Source organism: Tsukamurella paurometabola DSM 20162 (assembly GCF_000092225.1).
GTDB lineage: Bacteria > Actinomycetota > Actinomycetes > Mycobacteriales > Mycobacteriaceae > Tsukamurella > Tsukamurella paurometabola.
This window is the reverse complement of sequence record NC_014158.1, coordinates 2,794,453-2,818,215: the sequence shown is the minus strand read 5'-3', so window position 1 is coordinate 2,818,215 and position 23,763 is coordinate 2,794,453. Positions and strand designations below refer to the sequence as shown.

The following is a 23,763-nucleotide window of genomic DNA, read 5'->3' as shown; positions in this document are numbered from 1 at the left end:
TCTCCCTCAGGGCCCGCTCGCTCGGCGCCGCCTACGCTGACACCCATGCTGCTCGTGGACGTGATCCGGATTCTGGAGAAGGCCTACCCGCCGCGGCTCGCCGAGGGCTGGGACAGCGTGGGCCTGGTCTGCGGTGACCCTGCCGCCGAGGTCACCCGCGTGCTGGCCTGCGTCGATGTGACCGCGGACGTGGTCGATGCCGCGCTGGAACAGGGTGCCCAACTGATCGTCGCGCACCATCCGTTGCTGTTGCGCGGCGTCGATACCGTGGCCGCGAGCACCCCGAAGGGAGCGCTGATCCACCGCCTGATCGCCGGTGGGTGCGCGCTGTTCACCGCGCACACCAACGCCGACCGCGCCCGCGGGGGCGTCAACGACGCCCTCGCAGCGGTGCTCGGACTCACCGTCACCGGCCCCGTCGAGTACCTGGAGCCGGTGCGGTCGCTGGACCGGTGGGGCGTGATGGTCCCGCCGGACCAGGCCGACGGGGTGCTGGCCGCGCTGTTCGCTGCCGGTGCCGGCCACGTGGGGGACTACTCGGAGTGCGCCTGGCGGGTGGACGGCACCGGCCAGTTCCGGCCCGGTGCCGCCGCGAATCCGGCGATCGGCACCGTCGGCGAGCCGACGACGGTGCGTGAGACCCGAGTCGAGCTGGTCGCCGACCGATCGGCCCGCGCCGCCGTCGCGGCGGCGCTGCGGGACGCGCATCCGTACGAGGAGCCGGCCTTCGACATCATCGAACTCGTCGGCGGTGAGCGGGAGTGGGGCCTCGGCCGCATCGGCACTCTGCCCGCACCGCTGAGCCTGGCTGAGTTCACCGAGCGGGTCGCAGGCGCACTGGGAGCCCCGGCCCGTGCAGCGGGGGATCCGGACGCGCGGATCCGCACGGTCGCGGTGTGCGGTGGCGCCGGAGACTCCCTGCTGGGCACCGTCTCCCGGCTCGGTGTGGATGCCTACGTGACCGGAGATCTGCGTCATCATCCGGTCGACGAGCACCTGCGTGCCGGCGGCCCGGCAGTGATCGACGCCGGGCACTGGGGAACCGAGTTCCCGTGGTGCGCAGCGGTGGCCCGGCTGCTCGCAGACCGCCTCGATGTGCGCGTCTTCGATCGACCCACGGATCCGTTCACGGTTCGCGCCTCACCCGCGGGCGGATGCGTAGAGTGACGCAGATGAACGCTGATCCGGGCGCCCAACGCTCCCTGCTGGACCTCGCCGAGGTGGATGCGGAGATCTCGCGGCTCGCGCACCGCGTCACGCATCTTCCCGAGGACGCCGAGATCGCCGAGCTCGAAAAGCAGGCGAGTACCGAACGCGATGACTCCGTGCGGGTGTCGATCCTGGTCGAAGACCTCGACCGCGACATCGCCAAGCTGGAGACCGAGGTCAATCAGACTCGGTTGCGCGAGGAGAAGGATCGCGAACTGATGGCCTCCGGCAGGGTTGCCGCGAAGCAGCTCACCGAGCTCGAACACGAGCTCAAGGGCCTTGAGCGTCGCCAGTCGGTGTTGGAGGACGAGCAGCTCGAGTTGATGGAGCGCCGGGAGGCCGTGGAGCTCGACCAACAGCGCGCCGAGGCCACCGTGAACGCCACCGCCGAGAAGATCACGGCCGCCCAGCGCCGCCGCGAGGAGGCCCTCAAGGACATCGGGGTCGCCCGCACCCGCACCGCGGCGCGACGCGACGAGGTGGTGTCCACCCTGCCCGACGATCTCTACGCCGAATACGAGCGCTGCCGGCAGGCGTCCGGTGTGGGTGCCGGCCTGCTCCAGGCGCGACGCTGCGGCGCGTGCCGCCTGGAGCTCGACCGCGGGTTCCTCGATACCGTCGCGCGCACCACCTCCGACGTGGTGGTGCATTGCGATGAGTGCGGCGCCATCCTGGTCCGGACGAACGAGTCCGGACTGCCGTGACGGGCCCGCAGCGCGGCGGCTGGACGGCCTCGGTGGGAGAACCGACCCGGCTGATCCTGCTGCGGCACGGGCAGACCCCGTCGTCGGTGCGGCGGTTGTACTCCGGACGTGGGAATCCTGCGCTCACCGAAATCGGGCACGCGCAGGCCGCGGGCGCGGCCGGGCTGCTGGCGAGCACCGGGATCGATGCGATCGTCTGCTCGCCGCTCGATCGCGCGCGACAGACCGCCGACGAGGTGAACGTGGGCCGCGGTCTCGACTTCCGGATCGATGAGGGGCTGATCGAGACGGACTTCGGCGAATGGGAGGGGCTCACCTTCGGCCAGGCCCGCGATCGCGATCCGGAGCTCCACGGCCGCTGGCTCGGTGACACCTCTGTCGCGGCTCCCGGTGGCGAGAGTTTCGACGAGGTGCACGCCCGGGTGGAGGCCGCGCTGCGCCGCATCCTCGCCGAGCGGCCCGGCGGTACCGTGCTCGTGGTCTCGCACGTCACGCCGATCAAGACGTTGCTGCGTATCGCCCTCGACGCCGGTCCGCAGCTGCTCTACCGGCTGCACCTGGATCTGGCGTCCATCTCGATAGCCGACTTCTACCCCGACGGCGGTGCCTCGGTGCGCCTGGTCAACCGCACCGCCCAGCTCTAACGCGGGGTACCCTGTACGACGCGGACGAGCTGACCGGGCGGCCGCGGCGTCGGGAACGGCTGGGTGACCAGTGCCGCCCGCGTCGAGGAAAGTCCGGACTCCACAGGGCAGGGTGGTTGCTAACGGCAACCCGGGGTGACCCGCGGGACAGTGCCACAGAGAACAGACCGCCCGGGCTTCGGCCCGGGTAAGGGTGAAACGGTGCGGTAAGAGCGCACCAGCGCGGCGGGTGACCGTCGCGGCTCGGTAAACCCCACCCGGAGCAAGGTCGAAGGCGGAACCTCACGGTTCCGCTGCGCACGTGATCGAGGGCTGCTCGCCTGAGCGTGCGGGTAGACCGCTTGAGGCACCCGGCGACGGTGTGTCCAGATGGATGGTCGCCCCCGTGCCACGGTGACGTGGCGCGGGACAGGATCCGGCTTACACGTCAGCTCGTCCGCCCCACCGGATTCCGCCGTTCGGCGCTAGCCTGAGCGGATGAACCTCTCCGTGCTGTGGTGTGGCGTGCGCGGCCACGTCACCTACGCGCCCGACGAGGGCGACCTCCGTGGGCGCATCCACGCCGAGACACCGGAGGGGTCGGCGTGGCGGTGCCTGCGGTGCGACGACTACGTGGTCGGTGAGCCGGTCGGTTCCGGCCCCGCCGCGGAGGCGCCGACGGTTCCGCGCGGTCGTGCGCTTCGTGACGAGCTGATCATGCGATTCCTCGCCGTCGAACGGTTTCTGCGCGGCCTCGTGTTCGTCGCCGCGGGCTTCGCCGTGTGGAAGGTCCGCGATTCCCGCGGTCATCTCCGGGAGATCTTCGACTCCGAGCTCCCCGTGCTGCGCGCGTTGGGCGAGCAACTCGGTTGGAATCCGGACGACTCCCGCATCATCCGGGCGCTCGACCAGGCGCTCGACCTGTCCGGGACCACTCTGCTCTGGGTGGCCGCGGGGCTTTTCGCGTACGCGGTGATCGAGTTCGTCGAGGCCGTGGGGCTCTGGCGCGGCGCACGGTGGGGCGAGTACTTCGCGGTGATCGCCACCTCGGCGTTCCTGCCGCTGGAAATCTACGAGATCAGCGAGAAGGTCACCGTGCTGCGTGCCGGTGCACTGCTGGTCAACATCGCCGCCGTCGCGTGGCTGCTCTGGAGCAAACGGCTGTTCGGGCTCAACGGGGGAGCCGAGGCCTACTACGCCGAACGGCAATCGGAGAGCGTCCTGACGGTGCGGCGCGCGGGTCAGTAGCCGTCCCTCCGGTCCGGTTCGTGCCGAAAATGCCTAGAACTCGTCAGTGGGTCGCACTACCGTCGTCCCCATGACCGACTCAGCCCCGGGCGATTGGGCCATCGAGGCCATCGACCTCGTCAAACGATTCGACGATTTCACCGCCGTGGACGGCGTGAGCTTCCGGGTTCCCACGGGAAGCGTGCTCGGCATGCTCGGACCGAACGGTGCGGGCAAGACGACCACGGTCCGGATGATGACCACGCTGTCGCCGCCCACCTCGGGTACCGCCCGCATCGCGGGATACGACGTGATCGACGATCCCGCACAGGTCCGGCGCAACATGGGCCTCACCGGCCAGGCGGCGACGGTCGACGAGATCCTCACGGGCCGCGAGAACCTGCGCATGATCGGTGGCCTCTACGGCATTCCCAAGGCCGTGCTGAAGGGGCGCAGCGACGACCTATTGGAGCAATTCTCCCTGACCGACGCGGGGGACAAGCAGGTCAAGGCGTATTCCGGCGGTATGCGGCGCCGGCTCGATCTGGCGGTCAGCCTGCTCACCGCTCCGCCGGTGCTGTTTCTCGACGAGCCCACCACGGGCCTCGATCCGCGCGCCCGCTCCGAGCTGTGGGACGTGTTGCGCGACCTGGTCGCACAAGGCACCACCCTTCTGCTGACCACCCAATACCTGGAGGAGGCCGATCAGCTCGCGGACGACATCGTGGTGATCGACAAGGGCAAGGTGATCGCCCAGGGCACTCCGCTGCAACTCAAGGAGCGGGCCGGGGCGGCCAGCCTGGTGATCACCGTGTCCTCCGCGGCGGACATACCCCGCGCCCGCGAGATACTCGCCGGGCTCGGCAGCGAGGTGTACGTCGACGAGGGCGCCCGCCGGGTCAGCAGCTCCGCCAACGGCCTGGCCGATCTGAACCGGGTCGCGGCGCTCTTCGAGGACAGCGGCATCGATGTCGACGATCTCGGGCTCGCCCGGCCCAGCCTCGATGACGTCTTCCTCTCGCTCACCGGCCAACGCGCCGAACCCAGCCAGCAGCTCGATGCCGAGGAGATGAACCCGTGACCGCCACCGTCGAGACGCACCAGACGAGCATCTGGCAACAGTCTTGGATCATGGTCAAACGCAGCATGATCCACACCAAACGGATGCCCGAGATGCTCTCGGACGTCACCATTCAGCCGATCATGTTCACGGTGCTGTTCGCGTTCGTCTTCGGTGCTGCCATCCCCACCCAAGGCGTCTCTTACCGCGAGTACCTGTTGCCCGGCATCCTCGGACAGACGATGGTGTTCACCTGCTTCGTGGTCGCGGGCGGCCTCACCACCGATCTGGACAAGGGCATCATCGACCGGTTCCGGTCGCTACCGATCAGCCGTGCCTCCGTGCTCATCGGCCGTAGCATCGCCAGCCTGTTGCACTCATCGATCGGCGTCGTGGTCATGTGCCTGACCGGACTGGCGATCGGGTGGCGCATCCGCACGAACCCGGTCGACGCGATCCTCGGCTTCGCGGTGCTGCTGCTGTTCGGAGGGCCTGCTGCACGGGTAGGTGACAAGTTGGTCAGGCCGCGTGTGGCGCGGCCGGGTTCATGGTGGACTCGAATGCGATGGGTGTCAATCGTCCAAGGCGGCGTTGTCGGCGCCGGCGGTGGTAGGTCCGTTCGATCCAGGTGATGATCGCGGTCCGCAGTTCCTGCCGGGTGGCCCAGCAGTGGCGGTCGAGGACGTTGTTCTGCAGCAGGCTGAAGAACGACTCCATCGCGGCATTGTCGCCGCAGGAGGCGACTCGGCCCATTGATCCGCGTAGTCCGTGATATTCCAAGGCACGTCGGAATTTTCGGCTCCGGAATTGCGATCCTCTGTCACTATGAACTATGCATCCGGTGACATCACCGCGCATCGCGACAGCGTTGTTGAGGGCGTTGACGGCGAGCCGGGCCTTCATCCTCGAGTCGACGGAGTAGCCGACGATCCGCCCGGAGTAGGCATCTTTGATCGCACACAGATACAGCTTCCCTTCCCGAGCCCTGTGTTCAGTGATATCTGTGAGCCACAACCGATTCGGTGCATCTGCGGTGAACCGGTGACGAGTCCTGCCGTGCTCGTCGGTGACGGTGCATAGATCGTCGTGGACCGCGGGCCCGGGTTTGCCGCCCTTGCTCGAGCGTTTCTTTCCGAAGACGCTCCACCACCGGTTGTCGCGGCAGATCCGCCACGCAGTGCGGTCCGCCATAGGCTCACCGGCAGCGCGGGCCTCGTCTGCGAGTAACCGGTGACCGAACTCCGGATCATCAACGCTGGCGTCGAACAGGGCGTTCGCGCGATACGCCTCGACCAGCTCCGTCGCGGGGACCGGGGCGGCGAGCCAACGGTAGTAAGGCTGACGGGAGAGCTTCAAAACCCGGCACGACACCGTGACGGGAACACCGTCGTCGGCGAGCTCTTTCACGAGCGGGTACATCATTTTCCCGGCAGGTTCGCCTGCGACAGATACGCAGCCGCACGACGCAGGACCTCATTCTCCTGCTCAAGGAGCCGAATCCGCTTACGCATTTGCCTCTCGGTCGCCGACTGCGCCGCACTGCTCCCGGACTTGGAGCCGGCCTCGACATCGGCGGTCTTCACCCAGTTCATCAGGCACGACTCGCTAATGCCGAAGTCGGCAGCGATCTGCTTGAGACGGACTCCCGGCTCACGATTACGCGCGACACGGACCACATCGTCGCGGAACTCCTTCGGATACGGCTTAGGCACAGTGCACATCCTTCCAGCGGCACCCCTCGGCACCACAGATCAGATGTCACCTACCCGTGCAGCAGGCCCTTCCCGCTCTCCGAGAAGGTCGAGGTTGGGTCCGTTCAGCAGCAGCAAACGGGGGCGGCCAAGGGTTTCGGTAGTCATGTGCGGGTCCTTTCGTAGTGCGGGGAGCGGTCGAACGACTCGCCTGGGGTCGGGAGCGGCGCGACTACGTGATTGGTGAGGGTGCCGATCCGGTCTATCGTGACTGACACGGTCTCGCCGGCCGACAGCGCAGCTCCGCCTGGAGGAGTGCCCGTGAGGATCACGTCGCCGGGCAGGAGCGTCATTTCGGCCGTGATGAGTGCGATCAGCTCGCCGACGGACCGGATCATCGCTGACGTATCGCCGCGCTGTACGACCCGGTGATTGACGACTGTAGTGATGGCAAGGTGGTCCGGGTCGATGTCGGTGCAGATGACCGGGCCAAGAGGGCAGAACGAGTCCCGGCTCTTGGCGCGGGTCCAGTGGCCGGTGGTGAGGCCGATCGCCCAGTCAGTGACATCGTTCGCACAGGTGTATCCGAACACCGCCCCCTGCGGGATGAATCTGCTTCCCATCGGTATGCGCTGCCCGATCACCACGGCGAGTTCGCCCTCGTACTGGACATCGTGGGGTGGGCCCGGAAGCCGGATCGAGTCAGCCGGTCCGATCGCCGACGTCGAGGGCTTCAGGTTCAGCACCAGCGGCGTCGCCGAGTCGGCGGGCGGGTAGTTCTTGCCGACCACGACGATCTTGCCCGGGATCACCGGAGCCAGTAACCGATCGATCGCGATCTCGGGGCCCGCGAGCCGGTCGAGGAAGCCTGGTGCGAACGGATCTCCGTCGACCAGCGTCCCGGAGCGGAGGTCGGGCCCAACCGCGACATACCGCGGCCAGCCTTCGTGGAGCACGCGGCCGAGGCGCATCAGAGAGTCTCCTTGGTGGGCAAGGAATCGATCGGGGCGGTACGTATCCTCGGCAGTGCGGCCAGGGCAGGGATCGCGATCAGTACCGAACACCCCGCGACCAGGAAGGCGGTAGTCGCGTTTCCGGTGTAGATCGGTAGCCAGAGGAGCGGAGCTATCGCCGCCCCCGAGAACCTGAACGCGGACACTATCGAGAGGGCGCCGCCCTTGTTCTCGGGGATCGCGCGGACGGTTAGGTTCTGCATGGCCACGGTCATCATCGACGCGCCACATCCCGCGGCGGTCCAGATCGCAGCGAGCTCGATCGAGTTCGTCACGAGACCGACGGCGGACACGCACGCCGCGGTCGCCACCGAGGCGACGATCCCGCACCGGACGGCGCCGAAGCGGTCCGTCAAGGCGCCCCAGTAGGTTCCGAGCAGGAGGCCAGCGAGTCCGAAACCGAGCAGCAGGGTGCCGGTCTGCGCTTCGCCGACCCCGAGGTGGCCCTCGGCGAAGAGCGCCACGAGGAAGGGGAGCGACGACGCGCCGAGGTAGGAGACGAGTGCTCCCAGGGACAGTAGCCCGATCGTCGGCGTGAGCAGTTTGCGGAAGGGCGGTGCGGTCGCGCCCGGTCGCGGACCACCGTTGGGAGGGAGGGCCGCCAGGCCGCACGCCACGACGGCGACGACGACGAAGCCCCATTGCCAGCCCACCTCGGCCGCCAGGCCGCCCACGAGCGGAGCGAAGGACTGTCCCGCCGCGAGGCAGCTGGAGAAGAGCCCGACGGCGCGGCTGAGGCGGTCGGTGGGTACCAGGTCGGCGAGCGAGGCGAGGAGGAGCGGGGTGGTGAACGCATTGGCCGATCCCATCACTACGCGGGCGACCAGGAAGACGGTGATGTTCGGGGCGACCGCACAGACGAGGGCGGCGACGGCGTAGGTGAGGAATGCGGTCCGCACGGAACGTCGGCGTCCCCACCGTTCACCGAGGGTTCCCGAGATCAGTTGCAGCGCGGCGAAGGGCACGAAGTAGGCGGTCAGTGCGGCGGCCGCGGCCGAGGTACTGGTGTGGAGCGTGTGACCGATGTTGGAGAGCATCGGCGAGATCACGGTGCCGCCGAGCGGCCCGAGTCCCGCGCCGAGGTACATCGCGATGCGCGTGAGCCGCGTCCGGGTCCTCGCTGAGGCGGGGGCGGTCACGCCGTCACCGTGCGGGCGTCGGCGAGCACGTTCCGGCCCGAGATCCGGCCGAAGGTCAGGCATTCCGTGATGTTGCTGGCGCCCTGGTAGAGGAATCCCCAGATCGAGCCGAATTCACCGGCAGAGTAGAGGCCGCGAATGGGACGGCCGGCGAAGTCCAGGACGCTGCCGCGCTCGTCGCGGCGCGCCCCGCCCTGCGTGTTCAGGATCGTGGGGTGCAGCTTGATCGCATACAGTCGCCCGGTGAGCGGTTCCAGCGTCCCCGGCGCGCGCCGGTGGTCGAGATCGGTGCCGATGTCGCAGTACTGGTTGTACCGAGCGACCGTCTCCGCGAGGTCCGGGGTCCCGATCGTGCTCGCCAACTGCGTTGCGTCGTCGGCGGTGTGGATCCATCCCTTGGCGATCTCGGCGGAGTTGTCCTCGCTCCATTGGTATAGCTCGCGGTTGTAGCCGCTGGAGCGCCACGTCAGCGGGCCTGCGAGACGCGTGCTGTGGGTGAAGATTCCCCACGCCGGGATGCGGGGATACTCGACCCGTTCGGTGTCGAATTCCGACAGCGAACGGTAGAACTCGTGTAGTTCGATCCCGGTCTCGTCGACGAAGCGTTTGCCGTACTGGTCCACGTAGATGAATCCCGGTGCGGGGAAGAAGATGCCGAATGCGGCCTCGAACTCATCGGTCTGATGGCCGATGATGCACGACGTCCGGCCCATGTGCCAGATGTCGCCGCCGATCTCCTGCACCAGGCGGTTGCCGTCGCCGGTGTTGCCCGGATTGCCCGCGAACTTCATGGCGGTACTGGGCAGATGTTCGGTCCGCATCTCCGGGTTGTTCTCGAACCCGCCGCACGTCAGGACCACGCCGGCGCGGGCGCGGATCTCGCGGGCGTCGGCATCGTCCTCGGTCCGGACGCCGATCACTGTGCCCGAGCCGTCCCGCAGCAGCTTCGTCACCCGGCTGTTGTAGCGCACCTCGACTCCGGCGTCGGCGACCTTGGCCGACAGGAACTCCCACATGCGACGGCTCGGCGGGACGTCGGCCGGACCGGGCACGCAGTACTTGGCGAAGGTCCCGATCCCGCCCGGCGCTGCGGGGAAGCCTGGTCCCTTGATCGTGCGCGGATAGGTATTCGCCACGATCAGTTGATCGGGAACAGTCAGAGAGCTCCCCAGCTCGGCGAACCACGCGGGGAGGCTGCGTGATTCGCGGACCAGCGCCTCGATCACCGGCCGGCCGGTGGTGCCGAAGCACAGCCTGTCCAGGTACTCGACGAATCCGGCCGCGTCCTCGTCGTTGTCGTTGGCGATCACGCAATTGCCTCCGCTGACCCGCGAGTTGCCGCCCCCGTGCGGCATCTTCTCGAGGATGAGGACCGAGGCGCCCTCCTCCCGTGCCGTCAGGGCCGTCGCCGCCCCCGCGAACCCGTACCCGACGACGATGACGTCAACGGTGTCGATCTCACTCATGGTGTTTCCTCTCGCTTGGTTGGCCGGTCGACTAGATGTGCATGCCGCCGTTGATGTCGAGCACCGCGCCCGTGGTGTACGCAGCCGACTCCAGGCAGAACGGGAGCACCATGTCGGCGGCGTCGGCAATGGATCCCAGGTGCCCCACGGGGATCCGCCCCAGGATGGACTCGCGATCCCGCTGCGGCTTGTCTGCCCACGACGCCAGGATCCGCTCGGTCATGATCGGCCCGTGGGCCACGGCGTTCACGGTGACGCCGAACGGCGCTAGCTCGTACGCCGCCTGTTTCGTGAGTCCGATCACCGCGGCCTTGGCTGCGACGTAGCCCGTGTTGCTGAAGACGCTGTAGGTGCGGCCCGCGATCGAGCCGAAGTTGACCACGCGTCCCCACCGCGAGTCCTTCATCGCGGGAACGCAGTGACGCAGCATGGTGAAGACCGTCTCGAGGTTGTGTGCGTACGACGCCCACAGATCGGCCGACTCCAGGTCCGCCAGGTCGATCCGCCGCGTATCGCCGCCGACGCCGTTGACCAGGACGATCCGGCGGCCGGTGAGGTCCACGCGGGCGAACCGTTCGGCGACGGCGTCGGCGTCGCGCACATCGATCGGCCACGTGGTGACGGCCGCGCCCGCGGGCATCGTTGCCGACGCGGCGTCGAGTGCCCCGGAGTCGGAGTCGATCGCGATCAGCTCGTGTCCGCGTTCGACGAGGGCCGCCGCGATGTAGCCGGGGATCCCGGACGCGGCGCCTGTCACGATGGCGAGGGGTGCGGTGGTGGTCGTCATCGGGCCGCCTTCCGGGAGTTGGTCGACAGGGTGGTCCAGCCGTCGCCGAGGGTCCAGCCGACGGCGGGGGTCAGTTGCGACGACAGCCACGCCGTCGGTCGCACTCCGTGGCCGGACCCGACCACGGGTGCGGCCAGGCCGTGTTCGCGGTCGACGTGGTATCCGGGGGAGGTGAGCGGCTGCGCGAACCACTCGTCCTGGCGGCCCACCTCCACCGCCGCGGCGTCGGTGGCGACGGCAGCCAGGGCCCGGCCGGTGGCCCACAGCGGTCCGACTTCGCCGACCTGGACACCGATCTGGTAGTCGAGCCCGCCGGCGCGGATGTCCCGGATCGCCGCCGCCGCTCGGAGAGGGCCGCCGACCTTCGAGACTCGCACGTTCATGTGGGTCGCGGCCTGGAACCGGATTGAGGTGGCGAGGTCGTCGGGGCCGCAGAACGATTCGTCCAGCATGACCGGGAGACCTGCCTCGCCGAGGGTACGGAGGCCGGACCAGTCCCGGGCCGCGAGCGGCTCCTCGAGCCATCCGATGCCCGCATCGGAGAAGGTCGCGGCCTCTGCCAGCACGTCGGCCAGCGCCCACGAGTTGTTCGCGTCGACCGAGATGGTGGCGTCGGGCCGGAGCCGTCGCACGAGTCGTGCCGTGTACGCAGCGGCGGCGACGTCGCGATCAGCCTTGATTTTGATGTGCGGGGCCCTTTTCCGGGGCAGCGCTCCGACCGCTCGGTGGATGTCGGCGGTGAGGTCGATCGTGGTGGTGTAGCCGAAGCCGGCGGCGGGTGCGGTGCCGAGGGCGGTGCTGAGTGCAGACACCATGGACCGGTCGTGGCGCCGGCACAGCGCGTCGAGCAGCGCGGTCTCCACGGCCGCCGCGGTCGCGTGGCCGCGGACGCCGCCGAGTCGCTCGGTCAGGTTCAATGCGGAGAGGGCGGTGAGGTCGCGGCCGAAGTCGCCAGAGCGCATGCCGGTGAGTTCCTCGGGCCGCCACGCAGTGAGTATCGCGATCACGGTGTCGATGTCCTCGCCCGTCACGTACGGCCGCGGCGCGGCCTCACCCCACCCGATCTCGCCGTCTTCGGTGTGCACCGTCACTAGCACCGAGGCGGATCGCCGCCGGGTCTTGGTGGCGTGGCTGAAGGCGGTGCGGAAGCCGATCTCGGCGATCGCGACATCGATGCGTTCGATCATGCGCTCGCTCTGATCGTCGCGGTGAGCGCGGTGTCGGCGAGCCAGTCCCAGTATGCGCGGCGGGCGCCGGTGAACTCGAGGTAGTGGTGGTCGGTTCCGAACGTCGACGACCGCACCACGGGCACGCGCGCCGCCAACACGGACGCGGCTGCTGCCAGGTCGATGATCGGATCCGTGCGCGGCACGGCGAGGTGCACGATGCGCGGGACTGACCAGCGCGGCGCGGCGATGTACCGATCCTCAAGGGCGACCATCGTCGCGAAGGTTCGCGCCGGCACTCGGCGGACCATGAGGGGATCCTCCGCCATGTACGCGAGCCGCTCCGGATCGTCGGTGTAGTCCCGATCCTCCAACGGAACGGCCCGCTCGTCGATGGAGTCCTCCGCGCGCCGCTCCGCGAGCGCCGCCTCGCGCAGCCGGGCCCGCTGCTGGCCGAGCGCGGGGGCAATGAAGGCGACCCCGTCGAACAGCGGCGCCTGGTCGGCGACCAGGGCGGCGAGAACGCTGCCGCCGAAGCTCTGGCCGGCGCCTGTCAGCGGAGCGTCCGTGTGGGCGCGGATCGTCGCCACGCCGCGGCGATAGTCGTTGAGCACCAGGCCGGCCGTGGGCAGGTCGCCCCGCGGCCCCCCGCTGGAGCCCGAGCCGCGGCGATCCAGCGCGAACACCGATACGCCGCGAGCCGCGATTTCGGGTCCCGTCTCGGAGAGCCATCCGGCGTGCGATTGCAGTCCGTGCACGTAGGCCACCGCAGCCCGCTCGTCGGCCGCCCGCCAGTGGTGCAGCGTCAGCTCGATCCCGTCCCGCGCGGGCACGGGGTAGGTCACACGACTGGTGCTCATGAGCGGCCGACCAGGGTACCCGCGGACACCACGCCGATCTCGTTGAGAATCGACAGCACCGCCGAATCCGACTGGAGCCAGTGGTGTTTGATCTGCGCGGGCGCAGCCCCCTGCGCGAGGCGATACTCGGTGAGCTCCTTGAACGCCCCGCTGCGCAGCGGAACCACCTCGATCGATGAGAGTCGCTGGGACTTGCGCTTCTCGCCGTATTCGATGTTCACCTCCTGCAGGACCGCGTCGAGGCGGGGCGCGAGGTCGATCAGCGACTTCGCGTCGAGAACCTCGCTGGACTCCATCGCGACGACGTAGCGCGGCGGCGTGCCCCACACCGGAATCGCGGTGAAGAAGGGGAGCCGTCCGCAGCCGCTGGTCGTCCGTGCGACTGTTGTGTGGAGGTCGGAGTCAGTGAGCTTCTCGCCGGTGAACGAACTGCGCACGCCTGCGCGGCCCTGGAACTCCAGTCGCGGGGTGCCTCCGACGTGACCGACCACCCGGTAGTTGTCGCCCACGTCGTATCGGTACAGACCGTTGGCCTGACTCATGACCAGCCGGTACTGTCCGCCGCGCTCGAGGTGCTCCATCGGGACCGATTCGCCGGTCGTCTCGCCCTCGTCGTCGATCGAGAAGAATTCGTACAGACCCTGATTCGTCGCGAGCGGGCCCGCAGTGGTGTGGCCGTCGATGGGTAGGGTCACGATGCCCTCGGTCCCGGTAGTGCTGAACGGGAGGATCGCCACATCGGGGATCAGGTCACGCATCCACGCCTCGTAGAACCGGGCAGATCCAGACATCCAGCAGACGACAAGGTCGAGTCGCGCGAAGACGTCGGTCAGTCGCAGCGGGCGCCGTTCACGTCCCCGCAGGACGGATAGGCGCGCGGCGAGCTCGCGGTCGGGGGAGACGGCGGGATGCGGTCGGCCGAGGAGGGCGCCTCCGCGGATGTCGTCGATCAGTTCGTCGCTCCGGTCGCGCAGTTGCTCGGCTAGCATCACGATCTTCGATGGGTTCACCGAGACGATCATCCGGACGTCCTTGCCAGCGAGCAGCCGCATTTTCGCGTAGAGGCGGTCCGCGCTGTCGAGGGAGTTGACATCGTCGGTGAACCAGGGGGCGGAGAACCACGGCGGTGTCCAGTCGTTGCCGCCCAGCGACTCCCAGCGCTGCGATATCCCGTAGACGGGGAACGCGCCGTGGGTCTCGGTGCTGGCGGTCCGGTCCCAGGAGAGGTCGAGCGCGGTCCATGGTTCCACCCGCCTCAGGCCGAGCAATTGGAAGTACAGGCCCCACTGGGCGTATCGTGGGTTCTAGCGATCCCCGCAACACCGCGGATAGCAAGGAGTTGCGGGGATCGTGCATTCACCGATGGTGAAGAAGAGGTTCTTCAAGGAATTGGACGTGTCTGACGGCAATGTGTCGGTCGCTGCTAGGGCGGCGGGGGTGACAGTGAATACGGCGTTTGGATGGATGCGCAGGGCGGGCCTGCGTGGACGTGGGAGCACTAGCAATGGTGGTCATCCCGGCCGGGCCGAGTACGACCGGCTTCGCCGTGAGGGGGTGCTGCGGCCGGACGCTGCTCGGCGTGTCGGTGTCAGCGTTCGCACTGCTGGGGACTGGGATCGAGGGGTGCGCAAGATTGGCGATACTCGTATCCATCCCGACGGACGCAAGATCGATTACCTGACAGGTGCGGTCACGTGGGTCGGAGTGGAATCGGATGCACCGAGGCAGCGGAGCCTGCATCCACGGTTTCTGACCTTGACCGAGCGGGAAACTATCGCTGACATGCGCCGCGAGGGGGCATCGCTGCGGGCCATCGGCAGGGAGCTCGGCCGGCCAGCATCGACGATCAAACGGGAGATCGACGCTGGCGTTGTCAACGGTGCCTATCGCCCGCATCAGGCGCACCGCAGGTGGGAAAAGAGCCGGTCACGGCCGAAGCCAGCGAAACTGGCCCAGGCCGGTCCGCTGCGGGACTACGTCGAGAACAAACTGCAGGACCAGTGGTCCCCAGAGCAGATATGTCACTCTCTAGTGACCGAGTTCCCCAACGAGCAAAGTATGCGTGTGAGCGTCGAGACGATCTACCAGTCGATCTACGTTCAGGCTCGGGGCGGCCTGCGCCGTGAAGTCGCGATGGCCTTGCGAACGGGCCGCACCCGCCGCAAGCCCCACCGCCGCGCCGAACATCGCACCAGACGATTCGTCGACAAGATGGTGATGATCTCCGACCGGCCCGCCGAGGTCGAGGATCGAGCCGTGCCAGGCCACTGGGAAGGTGACCTGATCGTCGGTACTCGCAGCGAGTCCGCGATCGTCACACTCGTCGAACGCTCCACCCGCTACGTCATGCTCGGCCACCTGCCTGGCGGCCACTCCGCCGAAGAAGTCCGTGACGTGCTGGTTTCGTTGATCGGAAATCTCCCAGGACATTTGCGGGGATCACTGACCTGGGACCAGGGCTGCGAGATGGCCGCCCACCAACAATTCACGGTCGCCACCGGGGTTCCGGTCTACTTCTGCGATCCCCACTCACCCTGGCAGCGCGGAAGCAACGAGAACACCAATGGACTACTGCGCCAGTACTTCCCGAAAGGCACCGACCTGAGCGCCTACGGCCGCGAAGACCTCGAACTCGTCGCCCAGAAACTCAATCGCCGACCACGCAAAACGCTCGGCTGGAAGACACCAGCCGAGCGTTTGCGTGACCTCATTACAGCTCGCTAGCACCGATGCCCCGCGCTCGTATCGCGAGCGTAGGACATCGTGCGGCGTTTGGATCAGTGCTCGTCGTAGTGGTCACCATGCGGAGCGTGACGGTGCCCATCGTGGACGTAGTCCACGTGATCGCCGTGCTGGATAGCCTCGTGGCCGCAGTCGGGTCCATGGGCATGGTCGGAGTGGTCGTGTGCCAGGTGCTCAGTGCGCGTCATCGTCATAGGCATGATTATATGCGAATGCGTGCACGTAATGCAACGAGCACCGCGGATCCCAGAAGCGCTCCGCTGGAATACTCAGCGGAGCACTTCCGTATGGTGGGCCCTACCAGGCTCGGTGTTGCGACGATCCCTAGAATCCGCCGTGGGGGAGGGGCCGCAGTCGTTGCTGTGGACTTACTCGACGTCGATCTTGCCGCCGTTGTCCTGCACCTTCTTCAGGGCCTCGAGCGCCTTGACCTCGTTCTCGTGGTCGCGCTCGGCGTTGGCCCGCTGCTCGTCGGCGGGGTCGGCCCGCAGGAACGAACCCGTTCCCGGCTGGCCGGCAGCACCGAGCTGGTTCGCCTTGGTCGGGACGACCGCACCCTCGTAGGGGAGCGGAACGGCGTGACCGTGGTCGTCGACCGGTCCGAGCGGCTGGTGCAGCTCGATGAACTCACCGTTCGGGCGGCGCACGATGATGCCGGTCTCGATACCGTGCTTGAGCACCGCGCGGTCGGCGCGCTGCAGGCCGATGCAGAATCGGTAGGTCAGCCAGTAGGCGATCGGAGGCAGGATCACCAGGCCGATACGGCCGATCCAGGTCATCGCGTTCAGCGAGATGTGGAACTTCAGCGCGATGACGTCGTTCACACAGGACAGCGTGAGCACGATGTAGAAGGCGAGCGCCATGGCGCCGATCGCGGTCCGCACCGGAACGTCGCGGGGACGCTGCAGGATGTTGTGGTGCGCATCGTCGCCGGTGAGCTTCTTCTCGATCCACGGGTACGCGAACATCAGGCCGAAGATAATGCCCACGATGATCGCCACGAATGCGGCGCCCGGGACGGTGTGACCCCAGAAGTAGAGCTCCCAGGCGGGCCACAGACGGGCCAGGCCGTCCGTCCACATCAGATAGATATCGGGCTGCACACCCGCGGACACCTTGGCCGGATCGTACGGGCCGAGGTTCCACACCGGGTTGATCGTGAAAATGCCCGCCATCACGGCGATGATGCCGAAGGTAGCCGCGAAGTAGGCGCCGGTCTTCACCGCGAACACGGGGAGGATGCGCACACCCACCACGTTCTCCTCGGTGCGGCCGGGGCCCGCGAACTGCGTGTGCTTCTGGTACCAGACCAGCGCCAGGTGGCCGGCGATGAGCGCCAGGATGATGCCCGGGAAGAGCAGCACGTGCGCCACGTACAGGCGGCTGATGAAGATGTCGCCGGGGAAGTCACCGCCGAAGATCAACCAGTGCATCCAGGTACCGATGATCGGCAGTCCGATCACGATGCCCGACATGGCGGCACGAACGCCGGTGCCCGAGAGCAGGTCGTCCGGGATCGAGTAGCCGAAGAAGCCCTCGAACATCGCCAGCGCGAGCAGCGCGCAGCCGATCAGCCAGTTCGCCTCGCGCGGGCGGCGGAACGCGCCCGTGAAGAAGATGCGGGCCATGTGGATGATGATCGACGCCGCGAACATCAGGGCCGCCCAGTGGTGGACCTGGCGCACGAACAGACCGCCGCGGACCTCGAACGAGATGTCCAGAGTGGTGGCGAAGGCACGCGACATCGTGACGCCGTTGAGCGGCTCGTAGGCGCCGCTGTAATGGACCTCGGCCAGCGACGGGTCGAAGAACAGGGTGAGGTACACGCCCGACAGCAGCAGGATCACGAAGCTGTACAGCGCGATCTCACCCAGCATGAACGACCAGTGCGTGGGGAAGACCTTGTTGATCTGGCGGCGGATTCCGGCAGCCAGGTGGTATCGCGAGTCGACCTCTTCGGCCTGCTGCGCGACACGATCTCCGATCGTCGTCATCAGTGCGTCGCCTCCCAGAAGGCCGGTCCGACCTGCTCGATGAAGTCGCCGTTGGCGACCATGTAACCCTGCTCGTTGACCGAGATCGGCAGCTGTGCCAGCGCACGGGCGGCGGGGCCGAAGACCGGCTTGCCGTACTCGAGCGCGTTGAACTGCGACTGGTGGCACGGGCAGAGGATGCGGTTGGTCTGCTGCTCGTACAGCGAGGTGGGGCAACCGAAGTGGCTGCACACCTTGGTGTAGGCCCAGTAATCGCCGTAGTTGAAGCTCTCCTGGCCCTGCCGCTTGATCGCGCGCACGCCGTCGTCGGGGCGCAGGCGGATCAGCATGACGGGGTTACGGATGCCCTTGAGGCCGTGCAGCAGCTTCTTACGGGACTCCTCGGTCTCACCGAAACCGTCCGAGACGCGCCACGGGAAGACGGTCATCATGCCGCCCGCGTCCATGTCCTCGGGGCGGACCAGCTTCACCTTGTACGGGTCGCCCACATCGTTGCGCAGGAACACCGTCTCGGTGTTCAGCTCGTTGCTGAAGTCGTTCTTGTACGAGTCCCAGTACGGCGACCAGCCGGTGTGCCACAGCGGCGAGGCCTCGCGCTTGGCCCACGGGTTCTTGATCAGTCCACCGAGGAAGCCCGCGGCGGCGGCGAGACCCAGCACGCCCACGCCGAATCCGGCCGAGGCCAGGATCATCTTGCGGCGGGGGAGCGTGGAGGTATCCAGCGCGTCCTTGAACAGGGCGCCGGTGGTCAGCTTGTCGACCTTGGCCGAGCCGCCGGCGTCGTGCCGCTGCTGGACCGCGATCTCCTCGGGAATGAACTTCTTGGTGAACAGCACGGCGCCGATGAACACCGACAGCAGCGAGAGGCCCGCGGTCACACCGAGCGCCGGCGTGTACAGCGTGTACCACCAGTAGCCGTCGTCATCGACGCCCTTGTACTCCCAGGGCCAGAAGAGGAAGGTGCCCAGGAACGCGAGGGCGAACACTCCGGCGAGGAAGAACCACAGCGCGACGGTGCGCTCGGCGCGCTTCTCGGCGCGCGTGCCCGACTCGGGCCAGCGCGGCTCGCGGTAGACCAGCTCGACACCGTCGAGGTTGGTACCGAGTTTCACCAACTCGTCGTGCGAGAGGTTGTCCAGTTCGTCGTCCGACGGGACGTTGTTCAACGGCTTGGCGGTCAATTCCTGCTCCCAACCCACATCGCAGCGGCGACGACGGCGATCATCCCGGTGGCCCACATGACCATGCCCTCGGAAGCGGTACCGAAACCGCCGAGCCCGAAGCCGCCGGGGGACTGCGTCTCCTTGGCGTTCTTGATGAAGCCGATGATGTTCTTCTTCTCTTCCTGCGACAGCTGGCGATCCGAGAACTTCGGCATGTTCTGGGGGCCGGTCAGCATCGCGGCGTAGATCTCCTGCTCGTTCGCCGGGTCGAGGACCGGGGCGAACTTACCGCCGGACAGGGCGCCGCCCCGGCCGGTGAAGTTGTGGCAGGACGCGCAGTTCAGGCGGAACAGCTCGGCGCCGGCACCGAGGTTCGTGCCGCGCAGCGACTCCATCGCCATCACACGGTTGCCGTTCTCGTCACGCTTGATCGAGCCGTCCGCGTTGTACTCCCACACGATCGACGGGCCTCCGCCGATCGACTGGATGTAGGCGCCCATGGCGTCGATCTGCTTGGTGTCGAACTTGGCCGGCTTGCGCACGATCTGCGCCGAGTTGACCGTCGCGGGCATGCGGCCCGAGTGCACCTGGAAGTACACGGCCGAGTCACCCACACCCACGAGGGACGGACCGCGATCCTTGACGCCCTCGAGCGCGGCGCCGTGGCAGCTGATGCACGAGGTCTTGTAGAGCTCCTTGCCCGCTTCGATCTGGGCCGCGTCGCCGCCCTCGGCGACCGCGACCTGCGGGGTGGGAGTGGCGACGGTGGCGATACCGCCGGCGGCCAGGAGGCCTCCGATCAGCAGCGCGGCGCTGGCGAGCTTGCGGCGGAGCTTGCGCTGCTTGCGGGCCTTGCGCGCCTGCGCGACGGGGGCTGGCCCGGCACCGTCGGGCTCGCCTCCCTCGCGGGTTGGCTCAAAGTTGGCTGAACTCATCTGCTATCCCTCTGTGATGGCGACGTGAGAAGAAAGTCTTAGCGAATGATGTAGATGACGGCGAACAGGCCGATCCACACCACGTCGACGAAGTGCCAGTAGTAACTGACGACGATCGCCGAGGTCGCCTGGGCGGGCGTGAACTTGGAAGCGCGGCTGCGGGCAAGGATGAAGATGAACGCCACCAGGCCGCCCATCACGTGCAGGCCGTGGAAGCCCGTGGCCATGTAGAAGACCGAACCGTAGACCGAGGAGCTCAGGGTCAGGCCCTCGCTGATCAGCGTCTTGTACTCGTTCAGCTGGCCGAGGATGAACGCGAAGCCCATCAGGAACGAGACGAAGTACCAGATGCGGAACTTGAAGACGTCGCCCCGCTCGGCGGCGAACACACCCAGCTGGCAGGTGACCGACGACAGGATCAGCACGATGGTCGGCGGAAGGGCCGCCCACAGGCTGACGTTGGTATCGGCGGGCGGCCAGCCGTTCTCACCGGCGCCGGCTCGGGCCACGAAGTACATGGCGAAGAGCCCGGCGAAGAACATGAGCTCGCTCGACAGCCAGACGATGGTCCCGACGCTGACCATGTTGGGCCGGTTGAGTGAGTGCACGCGCTGGGTGATGGCTGTAGCTGAGGTGGGTGCGGCGCTAGTCACCTCGCAAGTATGACCGGTCGTAGTATCGAATGCCTACCCGGGTCGCAGATTGGGCGCGTCGAATATCGCGGGCAGGCGGACGGTGTTCCGTGCCCCACGACGAAGTGCCACGTCAGCGCTGTTGCCGCCGCCAGATGGAGGAGCCGATGCCGTACGACCTGAACGGCCGACCGGAGCAACAACCCCGTCTGCGGCGCCTTTTCCGGCGCCCCACTGAAGAGATAACGCCCCATACCCCCGGTTTGGTTCCCGTGGCCGGATCGGGGGATGACGCGGTGGCCTCGTCGGCCGTTCTGGACGCCGCGGAGGACTTCGATCCGCAGGCTCAGAGCGTGCTCCGGCACCTGCTGGAACTGCCCGCATCGCGGGTCGACGAAGTGTTGCAGATCGTCGCGCAGGACAATTACGTGCGGGTGCCCGATTCCGGGGTGTTCGGTCACGGTCCCGGGTGCGAGCTGGTGGCAGTGGCACGCGTACAGCGGGTGGACGCGCTGCACGTCTCGCAGGAGCGATCCCGGATGGCCGGACTCATGGCCCGGCACGGCGGGCACGCGCTGTCCTGGCAGGTGCTCCAGATAACCGGTTGAGCGAAGCCGATTACGCTGTGGCCATGGATTGGCCCACGGTTCTCACCGAGCTCACCTCTCACCGCGATCTCACCGCGGAGCAGGCGCGCTGGGCCATGTCCGAGATCATGAGCGACGGTGCCACGCCGTCGCAGATCTCCGCGTTCGGCGTCGCCATCAAGATGAAGGGCCCGTCGCCCGTCGAGGTGCGCGCCCTGGCCGACGTGATGCTCTCGCTGACCACCCCCGTGCCGTTCACCGACCGGGCGGTCGACGTGGTGGGCACGGGCGGCGACCGCAGTCACTCGGTGAACATCTCGACCATGACCTCGATCGTGGTGGCCGCGGCCGGGGTGCCCGTGCTCAAGCACGGCAACCGTGCGGCCTCGTCGAAATCGGGCGGAGCCGATTGCCTGGAGGCGCTCGGCGTGGCGATCGCGCTCGACGCCGACGGTGTGGCCCGCACCGTCACCGAACTCGGCATCGGCTTCTGCCTCGCCTCGGTGTTCCATTCGGGCCTGCGGTTCGCGGGCGCCACCCGCAAGGAGATCGGCATCCCCACGGTGTTCAACGTGCTGGGTCCGCTCACCAACCCGGGGCGGCCCTCCTCGGGCTTGATCGGCTGTGCCTTCGCGGACCTCGCTCCCGTGGTGGCGCAGGCCTTCGCCGACCGCGGCGGTAAGGACCATGTGATCGTGGTGCGTGGTGACGATGGCCTCGACGAGCTGACCACCACGTCCACCTCGACGGTGTGGCGGGTCCAGGAGAACGGCGTCGGCGTCGAATCGGTCGATCCCACCCGGCTGGGCCTGCCCAGGGTTTCGCTCGACGAACTGCGGGGCGGCGACGCTACCGTGAACGCTCAGATCGCACGTGACTTCCTCGGTGGCAAGGCCGGGCCGGTGCGCGACGCCGTGCTGCTCAACGCGGCCGGCGCAGTCGCCGCGTATGAAGGCCTGGTCGCGGGCGAGACGGTGGAGGACTCGATCGCGAGCCACCTGCCGCGCGTCGCCGACGCCGTCGACTCGGGTGCGGGAGCCGATCTGTTGGACCGGTGGATCGCGCTGTCCCAGGAGATCGCGACGGCATGAGCGCCGGACTGGAGCGGATGCGGGCGGACGCCGCCGCCCGGGGCCTGACGGTGACGGTGCGCGAGCGCCCGGCGGCCCGCAGCCTCGAGGAGGCCGCCGAGCTGATGGAGTTGCCGCCGTCCCGGCTGGTGAAATCGCTCGTGGTGCGCCGCGGCGAGGGCGACTACCTGTTCGCCCTGGTGCCGGGTGACCGGTCGATCGCATGGCCGAAGCTGCGCGCCGTGGTCGGGGTGAACCGGCTCGCGATGCCGCCCGCCGACGAGGCGCTCGCCGCCACCGGCTACGAGCGCGGAACCATCACCCCGGTGGGGGCGGGCGGCGATTGGCCGGTGTACGTCGACGAGCGGATCGCCGGGCCGGTCGTGGCGCTCGGCGCCGGAGCGCATGGCTACAGCGCCCTGCTCGATCCGGCGGAACTCGTCGCGGCGTACGGCGCGACGGTCGCCGACATCTCCGACTGATCGGGCGGGGCGGCGCTGAAACAATGAACAGAAGGCGCGATCGACCGTGAGCGGCGCGGAGCCTCCCTAGACTCCGCAGCGTGAGTGCCCGCAGAGTTTCGCCGCAGATCGCCCGCTCCTGGCTGCTCGTCCCGGCGTCGCATCCGGAGCTGTTCGCCATCGCCCAGGCCAGCGAGGCCGACGCCATCATCATCGATCTCGAGGATGCCGTCGCCGCCAACGATAAGAGGCAGGCGCGCAAGGACACGGTCGAATGGCTCAGCACCGGGCACCGCGCGTGGGTGCGGATCAACGACGCGTCCAGCGATTTCTGGAGCGAGGACTGTGCGGCGCTCAAGACCTGCGCGGGGTTGGAGGGGGTGATGTTGGCGAAGTCGGAGTCGGCGAGCCACCTGGACGACACCTCCGACCGGCTGCCCGACGACACCCGGATACTGGCGTTGGTCGAGACCGCGCGCGGGATGCAGAACGTGGCGCGGATCGCGTCCGCGCAGGCCACCTTCCGCATCGCCTTCGGCACCGGAGACTTCAAGCGCGACACCGCCGTCGGCGAGGACCCGATGGCGCTGGCCTACGCGCGGTCGCAGCTGGTGATCGCCTCCCGCGCGGCCCGGCTCCCGGCGCCGATCGACGGGCCCACGCTCAACATCGCGCACCTGCCCACCGGGACGGCACACGCCAAGGAGATGGGCATGTCGGGCAAGCTCTGCCTCACGCACGAGCACGCCGCGGTGATCAACGCCGGGCTCAGTCCGAGCCGCGACGACATCGCCTGGGCGCACGGGTTCATCGCCGCCTTCGAGGCGTCCGGCGGCACGATCACCGATGGATCGGATCTGCCGCGTCTCGCGCGAGCGCAGAAGATCGTTGCGCAGGCCGAGGACTTCGGCATCGACGTGCCCGCCGCCGACGTCAGTCACAGCGGGTACTAGCGGTCAGTTGCCGATATCGAAGCCCGCATCGACATCGGAGCTGGCGTACTCGCGGAAGGCGATGTGGGTGGAGGTGTTCGCCACGCCGTCGATCCGGTTGATCTTTTCGGTGACCACCTCGGCGATCTGATCATGTTCGCGCACACGCAGCTTCGCGATCAGGTCGATGTCGCCCGCGCAGGAGTACACCTCGGTCACGCCCTCGATGTTCGCCACCGCCTGCGCGGTCTCGGGGATGCGGTGCACATTCGCGTTGATGAGGACGATCGCGGTGATCACTG

The 23,763-nt window shown here is 67.9% G+C and carries 24 protein-coding genes, 1 other RNA gene and 1 pseudogene; 12 read left to right on the top strand and 14 right to left on the bottom strand.

The window, feature by feature from the left end; genetic code table 11:
* Positions 1-45: 45 nt before the first annotated feature.
* From TPAU_RS13560 to TPAU_RS13535, 7 genes and pseudogenes are all read left to right on the top strand, one after another.
* Entirely contained in the window at positions 46-1,167 is a 1,122-nt protein-coding gene (locus TPAU_RS13560; RefSeq protein ID WP_013127324.1) for a Nif3-like dinuclear metal center hexameric protein, read from the top strand.
* A gap of 5 nt (positions 1,168-1,172) precedes the next feature.
* Entirely contained in the window at positions 1,173-1,913 is a 741-nt protein-coding gene (locus TPAU_RS13555; protein WP_013127323.1) for a zinc ribbon domain-containing protein, read from the top strand.
* Positions 1,910-2,557 (top strand): histidine phosphatase family protein, encoded by a 648-nt coding sequence (locus TPAU_RS13550; RefSeq protein ID WP_013127322.1) that lies wholly within the window; start codon positions 1,910-1,912, stop codon positions 2,555-2,557. The genes TPAU_RS13555 and TPAU_RS13550 overlap by 4 nt, the downstream gene beginning before the upstream one ends.
* Positions 2,558-2,582: 25 nt before the next feature.
* Positions 2,583-2,996, top strand: an RNA gene (gene rnpB / locus TPAU_RS22120) — RNase P RNA component class A.
* 38 nt (positions 2,997-3,034) lie between these two features.
* Positions 3,035-3,784 carry a DUF2127 domain-containing protein gene (locus tag TPAU_RS13545; RefSeq protein WP_013127321.1) on the top strand — a complete coding sequence of 250 codons (750 nt, stop codon included), beginning with the start codon at positions 3,035-3,037 and terminating at the stop codon, positions 3,782-3,784.
* Between the two features lie 70 nt (positions 3,785-3,854).
* Positions 3,855-4,844 (top strand): ATP-binding cassette domain-containing protein, encoded by a 990-nt coding sequence (locus TPAU_RS13540; protein ID WP_013127320.1) that lies wholly within the window; start codon positions 3,855-3,857, stop codon positions 4,842-4,844.
* Positions 4,841-5,311: pseudogene (locus TPAU_RS13535) on the top strand (ABC transporter permease); the annotation flags it as partial. The gene TPAU_RS13540 and the pseudogene TPAU_RS13535, both read left to right, overlap by 4 nt.
* A gap of 31 nt (positions 5,312-5,342) precedes the next feature.
* On the opposite strand, the gene TPAU_RS13530 reads toward TPAU_RS13535, so the two are convergent.
* The 8 genes from TPAU_RS13530 to TPAU_RS13490 form a co-directional block, all read right to left on the bottom strand.
* Positions 5,343-6,535 (bottom strand): IS3 family transposase gene (locus TPAU_RS13530; RefSeq protein ID WP_245537794.1). Its coding sequence is split into 2 segments (ribosomal slippage): positions 5,343-6,248 and positions 6,251-6,535, totalling 1,191 coding nucleotides; the frame shifts between segments, so codons are not numbered across the junction.
* A 143-nt stretch (positions 6,536-6,678) separates the two neighbouring features.
* The gene (locus TPAU_RS13520) at positions 6,679-7,485 is read right to left on the bottom strand and encodes a fumarylacetoacetate hydrolase family protein (protein ID WP_013127319.1); all 807 of its coding nucleotides are present in this window, start codon (positions 7,483-7,485) and stop codon (positions 6,679-6,681) included.
* Positions 7,485-8,666, bottom strand: a complete 1,182-nt coding sequence (locus tag TPAU_RS13515; protein WP_041944433.1) for an MFS transporter — start codon at positions 8,664-8,666, stop codon at positions 7,485-7,487. The genes TPAU_RS13520 and TPAU_RS13515 overlap by 1 nt, the downstream gene beginning before the upstream one ends.
* Positions 8,663-10,132, bottom strand: a complete 1,470-nt coding sequence (locus tag TPAU_RS13510) for an FAD-dependent oxidoreductase (protein ID WP_013127317.1) — start codon at positions 10,130-10,132, stop codon at positions 8,663-8,665. The genes TPAU_RS13515 and TPAU_RS13510 overlap by 4 nt, the downstream gene beginning before the upstream one ends.
* A gap of 31 nt (positions 10,133-10,163) precedes the next feature.
* On the bottom strand, positions 10,164-10,919 hold the full coding sequence (locus TPAU_RS13505; RefSeq protein ID WP_013127316.1) for an SDR family NAD(P)-dependent oxidoreductase: 756 nt from the start codon (positions 10,917-10,919) through the stop codon (positions 10,164-10,166).
* Complete coding sequence (locus TPAU_RS13500; RefSeq protein ID WP_013127315.1) at positions 10,916-12,106, bottom strand: enolase C-terminal domain-like protein; 1,191 nt, start codon at positions 12,104-12,106, stop codon at positions 10,916-10,918. The genes TPAU_RS13505 and TPAU_RS13500 overlap by 4 nt, the downstream gene beginning before the upstream one ends.
* Positions 12,103-12,945 (bottom strand): alpha/beta hydrolase, encoded by an 843-nt coding sequence (locus TPAU_RS13495; protein WP_013127314.1) that lies wholly within the window; start codon positions 12,943-12,945, stop codon positions 12,103-12,105. Before TPAU_RS13495 ends, TPAU_RS13500 begins: the two co-directional genes overlap by 4 nt.
* Entirely contained in the window at positions 12,942-14,195 is a 1,254-nt protein-coding gene (locus tag TPAU_RS13490; protein ID WP_013127313.1) for a GH3 family acyl-acid amido synthetase, read from the bottom strand. Before TPAU_RS13490 ends, TPAU_RS13495 begins: the two co-directional genes overlap by 4 nt.
* 214 nt (positions 14,196-14,409) lie before the next feature.
* Between TPAU_RS13490 and TPAU_RS13485 the strand changes: the two genes are divergently transcribed.
* Complete coding sequence (locus tag TPAU_RS13485; protein ID WP_425358565.1) at positions 14,410-15,669, top strand: IS30 family transposase; 1,260 nt, start codon at positions 14,410-14,412, stop codon at positions 15,667-15,669.
* Positions 15,670-15,722: 53 nt separating this feature from the next.
* Here TPAU_RS13485 and TPAU_RS22420 read toward each other — a convergent pair whose 3' ends face one another.
* From TPAU_RS22420 to ctaE, 5 genes are all read right to left on the bottom strand, one after another.
* Complete coding sequence (locus TPAU_RS22420; protein WP_041944754.1) at positions 15,723-15,875, bottom strand: hypothetical protein; 153 nt, start codon at positions 15,873-15,875, stop codon at positions 15,723-15,725.
* 180 nt (positions 15,876-16,055) lie between these two features.
* Positions 16,056-17,681 (bottom strand): cytochrome bc1 complex cytochrome b subunit, encoded by a 1,626-nt coding sequence (gene qcrB, locus TPAU_RS13480; protein ID WP_013127312.1) that lies wholly within the window; start codon positions 17,679-17,681, stop codon positions 16,056-16,058.
* The gene (gene qcrA / locus TPAU_RS13475; RefSeq protein WP_041945063.1) at positions 17,681-18,862 is read right to left on the bottom strand and encodes a cytochrome bc1 complex Rieske iron-sulfur subunit; all 1,182 of its coding nucleotides are present in this window, start codon (positions 18,860-18,862) and stop codon (positions 17,681-17,683) included. Before qcrA ends, qcrB begins: the two co-directional genes overlap by 1 nt.
* Positions 18,859-19,779: a cytochrome bc1 complex diheme cytochrome c subunit gene (gene qcrC, locus TPAU_RS13470; RefSeq protein WP_013127310.1), complete on the bottom strand. Its 921-nt coding sequence runs from the start codon at positions 19,777-19,779 to the stop codon at positions 18,859-18,861. Before qcrC ends, qcrA begins: the two co-directional genes overlap by 4 nt.
* A gap of 38 nt (positions 19,780-19,817) precedes the next feature.
* Positions 19,818-20,432 carry an aa3-type cytochrome oxidase subunit III gene (ctaE, locus tag TPAU_RS13465; RefSeq protein WP_041944432.1) on the bottom strand — a complete coding sequence of 205 codons (615 nt, stop codon included), beginning with the start codon at positions 20,430-20,432 and terminating at the stop codon, positions 19,818-19,820.
* 251 nt (positions 20,433-20,683) lie between these two features.
* On the opposite strand from ctaE, the gene TPAU_RS13460 reads away from it, so the two are divergent.
* The 4 genes from TPAU_RS13460 to TPAU_RS13445 all read left to right on the top strand — a co-directional run bounded on the left by TPAU_RS13460 (position 20,684) and on the right by TPAU_RS13445 (position 23,482).
* The gene (locus TPAU_RS13460; RefSeq protein ID WP_049825848.1) at positions 20,684-21,019 is read left to right on the top strand and encodes a hypothetical protein; all 336 of its coding nucleotides are present in this window, start codon (positions 20,684-20,686) and stop codon (positions 21,017-21,019) included.
* A 23-nt stretch (positions 21,020-21,042) separates the two neighbouring features.
* Positions 21,043-22,089 (top strand): anthranilate phosphoribosyltransferase, encoded by a 1,047-nt coding sequence (gene trpD, locus TPAU_RS13455; RefSeq protein ID WP_013127307.1) that lies wholly within the window; start codon positions 21,043-21,045, stop codon positions 22,087-22,089.
* Positions 22,086-22,550 (top strand): aminoacyl-tRNA deacylase, encoded by a 465-nt coding sequence (locus TPAU_RS13450; RefSeq protein ID WP_013127306.1) that lies wholly within the window; start codon positions 22,086-22,088, stop codon positions 22,548-22,550. Before trpD ends, TPAU_RS13450 begins: the two co-directional genes overlap by 4 nt.
* An 80-nt stretch (positions 22,551-22,630) precedes the next feature.
* Positions 22,631-23,482 carry an HpcH/HpaI aldolase/citrate lyase family protein gene (locus TPAU_RS13445; RefSeq protein ID WP_013127305.1) on the top strand — a complete coding sequence of 284 codons (852 nt, stop codon included), beginning with the start codon at positions 22,631-22,633 and terminating at the stop codon, positions 23,480-23,482.
* A 3-nt stretch (positions 23,483-23,485) separates the two neighbouring features.
* Here the strand turns inward: TPAU_RS13445 and TPAU_RS13440 are convergent, their stop codons facing one another.
* Entirely contained in the window at positions 23,486-23,761 is a 276-nt protein-coding gene (locus TPAU_RS13440) for an Lrp/AsnC family transcriptional regulator (protein WP_013127304.1), read from the bottom strand.
* Positions 23,762-23,763: the final 2 nt, after the last annotated feature.